Source organism: Pseudomonas sp. 21615526 (assembly GCF_013386245.1).
Taxonomy (GTDB): Bacteria; Pseudomonadota; Gammaproteobacteria; order Pseudomonadales; family Pseudomonadaceae; genus Aquipseudomonas.
The window spans coordinates 1-4,090 of sequence record NZ_JACAOM010000115.1 but is presented as its reverse complement, the minus strand read 5'-3'; the positions used below and the strand labels follow the sequence as shown (position 1 = coordinate 4,090).

Here is a 4,090-nt window from a genome sequence, read left to right as displayed (position 1 = left end):
CTCCCACATTTTTGATCTTCTGTGTACCTGGGATCAGGACTTCTCGAGATTTCCGAGGATGTGTTCATGCACCCGCATGCACACCCGCAGATCCTCTTCATCGACACCCACAAACAGCTCATGGCGCAAGGCCGTGGCGATGGTCTCGATCTGCTCGATCAGCGGCTTCGCGGTGTCGCACAGCACAATGCGCTTGGCGCGGCGGTCTTCCACCACGGCCTGGCGTTGCACCAGGCCCTGGCTTTCCAGGCTGTCGAGCAAACGGGCCAAGGTGGGCCCCTCTACCCCGACGCTCTGCGCCAGCTCACGCTGGGTAGGCGGTTCGGTAAAACGGGCCAGGTGCAGCAGCACCAGCCAGCGTGCCTGGGACAGTCCCAAACCTGCCAAGCGGCGATCCAGCTCGGCACGCCATCCTCGGGACATATGCGCCAACTGCATGCCAAAACGGTGTTGATCGGTTAACGGCATAAAAAACTCATGGATTAGACTGAAAATAAAGTGTGGCTAATTATTAGTCAGCTAAGCATGACCCATGCCAGTAGGCAAGACCCGGTATGTACTGATTCGTTACATTGTCGTAATTGGCACATCAAATCTCGAATTCCGACTGCAAAGCGGCCCTTACGCAGTACAAAACACCCTCGGGAACGCGGCCGGTAAACAGCGGCGCAATCTCGGAAACGGGTGGCAATTCGCCTTCTCCATCCAGGAATGCATCCTGGATTTCACCGAGCAAATCTTCCGGCAGATCAAGGGCCTGCTCCAACGACAACTGCTGCTTGCCAATGGACTCGGCGAGCAAGGTGTAGACGTTCTTTTCCGAGCACTGCAGCTGCCCGGCAATCTGGATCGGGGTCATGCCGGCACGGGCGAGGCTGATCAACTCGTGGCGGATGTCGGCGACCTCTTTCGGCGCCTCGACCTGGCCGCCGAGCACTTCGAGGAAGGCCTGGCCATAACGCTCCAGCTTGCGCGCACCGACGCCGCTGACCCTGGCCATCTCGCCGAGGGTAGTGGGATGGTCGCGAAGCATTTCCAGCAAGGTGGAGTCCGGGAAGATGACGTAAGGCGGCACGCTGTGTTCCTGCGCCAACTTCTTACGCAGCGCACGCAGGGCTTCCCACTGTTCGCGCTCTTCGAAACGCACCAGTTGGCTGGCCTGGCTGGTGCTGCTCTTGGCGGTGGTTTGCGGCTTGAGGTCGCGGCGCAGCTCCAGGCTGACTTCGCCCTTGAGCAGCGGCCGGCAACTGTCGTTCAGGCGCAGGCCGCCGTAGCCTTCCAGGTCGATGTCCACCAGGCCACGGGCGACCATCTGCCGGAACAGCGAGCGCCACTCACCTTCGGCGCGAGCCTTGCCCACACCGTAGACCGAGAGTTTTTCGTGGCCGAAGCTGCGAATCTTTTCATTGTCCTTGCCCAGCAACACGTCCACCAGGTGGCCGACGCCATAGCGCTGACCGGTGCGGTAGATCGCCGACAACGCCTGGCGCGCCGGCTCGGTGGCGTCCCAGGTCTGCACGCCGTCCACGCAGTTGTCGCAGTGGCCGCAGGGCTTGGGCATGTCTTCGTCGAAGTAGGCGAGCAAGGTCTGGCGACGGCAGCGGGTTTCTTCACACAGCGACAGCATCGCGTCGAGCTTGTGCTGTTCCAGGCGCTTGTGGCGCTCGTCGCCTTCGGAGTTCTGCAGCATCTGCTTGAGCATCACCACGTCTTGCAGGCCGTAGACCATCCAGGCATCCGCCGGCAGGCCGTCACGGCCGGCACGCCCGGTTTCCTGGTAGTACGCCTCAAGGGATTTGGGCAAATCCATGTGGGCCACGAAGCGCACGTTGGATTTGTCGATGCCCATGCCGAACGCGATGGTGGCGACCATGATCAGGCCTTCCTCGTTGAGGAAGCGCTTCTGGTGGTAGGCCCGCAGTTCGTTGGGCAAACCCGCGTGATACGGCAGTGCCGGGTATCCTTGTTCACTGAGGAATGCGGCGACCTCATCGACCTTCTTGCGCGACAGGCAATAGACAATGCCGGCGTCGCTGCGCCGATCGGAGAGGAACGCCAGCAACTGCTTGCGCGGCTGTTCCTTGGGCACAATGCGGTAAAAGATATTCGGCCGGTCGAAGCTCGAGAGGAAGCGCTCGGCGTTCTGCAGGTGCAGGCGCTCGACGATTTCTTCGCGGGTCCGCTTGTCGGCGGTGGCGGTCAGGGCGATGCGCGGGACGTTGGGGAACAGTTCCGCCAGCTGGCCCAGTTGCAGGTATTCACGACGGAAATCGTGGCCCCATTGGGACACACAGTGGGCTTCGTCGATAGCGAACAGGGCGATTTCCAGGCTCTGCAGGAACGCCAGCATCCGTGGCTGCACCAGGCGCTCGGGGGCGAGGTAAAGCATCTTCACTTCGCCGCGCTTGATCCGGGCGGCGAGGTCACGCTGCTGTTCGGCGCTGAGGGTGGAGTTCAGCGAAGCGGCCGCCACGCCGAGCTCTTCAAGGGTGGCCACCTGGTCGTCCATCAGGGCGATCAACGGCGACACCACCACCGCAAGCCCTTCCCGCAGGAGTGCCGGTACCTGGAAGCACAGCGACTTGCCGCCGCCGGTAGGCATCAGCACCAGGGCATCGCCGCCGTTGGCCACGCGCTCAATGATCGCACCCTGGCGGCCACGAAAACTGTCGTAGCCGAAGATGTCCTTGAGGACGCGTTGAGCCTGCTCGAGCATGAAAAACTCCAAATATCGCCGAAATCCCTCTGTACAGGCTGGTCGAAAAAGCACGCTTGAGCGGGAAATAATCCGTAAGCGAACTTTTCCCGCGACTGGCGCTTGGCCTGCAGGGGCATCACAAAACGCGGCAGTATACCCGAGCGTTACCCGGCAAAGGGTGCCGTTGGTGAATTGCCGCCGGGCTCAAATACCTCTCAAATCTGTGCTGCGGCTGGCCTGGCAGCTCAAGAAAGCCTAGAATTGCCCATCGTTTATTCCCAAGGTAGTCCGTCAATGTCCTTCGCTGAGCAACTAACCCGCCTGCAAGCCTTCCTCGATGCCGATGAGCTGCACGACGAGGCGCTGGACTACGTGGCCGCCCACGGCTATCTGACCGCGCTGTCGATATGCTCCGATGTCGTTCCCGACCGTGAATGGATCGACGCCCTGTTCTCCGAAGAGCCTCACTACAGTGATGCCGCCCAGCGCGAAGAAATCGAATCGACCCTGCTGGCCCTCAAGGCTCACATTGGCCGCCAACTGGCTTCCGATGAAGAGTTCGAACTGCCTTGCGACCTGGACCTGGGCGAAGACCCGGACGACTCCGAACTGCGCGGCTGGTGCATCGGTTTCATGGAAGGCGTGTTCCTGCGTGAAGAGGCCTGGTTCGAAACGGCTGAAGAAGAAGTCAGCGAAATGCTGCTGCCGATCATGGTCGGTTCCGGCCTGTTCGACGAGCAACCTGAGTTCTCCGACATCGCCGCCGACGCCAACCTGATGGACGACATGATCGTTCAGATCCCGGAAGCGCTGACCGCCCTGTACCTGCTGTGCAACGCACCTGACGAAAAGCCGGCGATCCTCAAGCCTCGCCACCACTAAGACCTTTGCCCGTGGCGCCCATGGGCAACCGTTCCGTGATCCTGCGTTACGTTCTGCTGGCCATCGGCTGGTTGAGCGTGGCGCTCGGGGTAATCGGCATCTTCCTGCCGGTGCTGCCCACTACCCCCTTCCTTCTGCTGGCTGCCGCCTGCTTTGCCCGTAGCTCCCCGCGCTTCTACCACTGGCTGGTGGAACACCCGCGCCTGGGGCCGTGGATTCGTGACTATCTGGATGGCAACGGGATTCCGCTCAAGGGCAAGGTGTATGCCATTGGGTTGATGTGGGTGAGTATCGGGTTTTCCTGCTACCTGGTGCCGCTGATCTGGGCGCGAGGGTTCATGCTGACCAGTGCGGTGTTGGTGACGGTTTATATTTTGCGGCAGAAGACCTTGCCCAAGGCACCGCAGGACTAAATGTGGGAGCGGGCTTGCTCGCGAATACGGTGGATCAGTCAGCACATGTATCGGCTGACACACCGTATTCGCGAGTCAGGCCGGTCCCACCTTTTTG

At 61.0% G+C, this 4,090-nt stretch carries 4 protein-coding genes; 2 read left to right on the top strand and 2 right to left on the bottom strand.

Translation table 11 applies throughout. The features are described 5' to 3' along the window. Positions 1–33: 33 nt before the first annotated feature. A complete protein-coding gene (locus HX786_RS26790) occupies positions 34–468 on the bottom strand; it encodes a MarR family transcriptional regulator (RefSeq protein ID WP_004371158.1) in 435 nt (144 codons plus the stop codon). Positions 469–589: 121 nt separating this feature from the next. Then, complete coding sequence (gene recQ / locus HX786_RS26785) at positions 590–2,716, bottom strand: DNA helicase RecQ (protein ID WP_004371161.1); 2,127 nt, start codon at positions 2,714–2,716, stop codon at positions 590–592. Positions 2,717–2,992: 276 nt separating this feature from the next. Here recQ and HX786_RS26780 point away from each other — a divergent pair, with 276 nt between their 5' ends. Further along, entirely contained in the window at positions 2,993–3,580 is a 588-nt protein-coding gene (locus HX786_RS26780; RefSeq protein ID WP_004371163.1) for a YecA family protein, read from the top strand. A gap of 20 nt (positions 3,581–3,600) precedes the next feature. Next, positions 3,601–3,993 (top strand): YbaN family protein, encoded by a 393-nt coding sequence (locus HX786_RS26775; protein WP_004371165.1) that lies wholly within the window; start codon positions 3,601–3,603, stop codon positions 3,991–3,993. Positions 3,994–4,090: the final 97 nt, after the last annotated feature.

Excerpts from the sequence above, each read along its gene's own strand:
- HX786_RS26780 (WP_004371163.1), top strand. The coding sequence starts at position 2,993 with ATGTCCTTCGCTGAGCAACTAACCCGCCTGCAAGCCTTCCTCGATGCC.
- HX786_RS26790 (WP_004371158.1), bottom strand. The coding sequence starts at position 468 with ATGCCGTTAACCGATCAACACCGTTTTGGCATGCAGTTGGCGCATATG.
- HX786_RS26775 (WP_004371165.1), top strand. The coding sequence starts at position 3,601 with ATGGGCAACCGTTCCGTGATCCTGCGTTACGTTCTGCTGGCCATCGGC.
- recQ (WP_004371161.1), bottom strand. The coding sequence starts at position 2,716 with ATGCTCGAGCAGGCTCAACGCGTCCTCAAGGACATCTTCGGCTACGAC.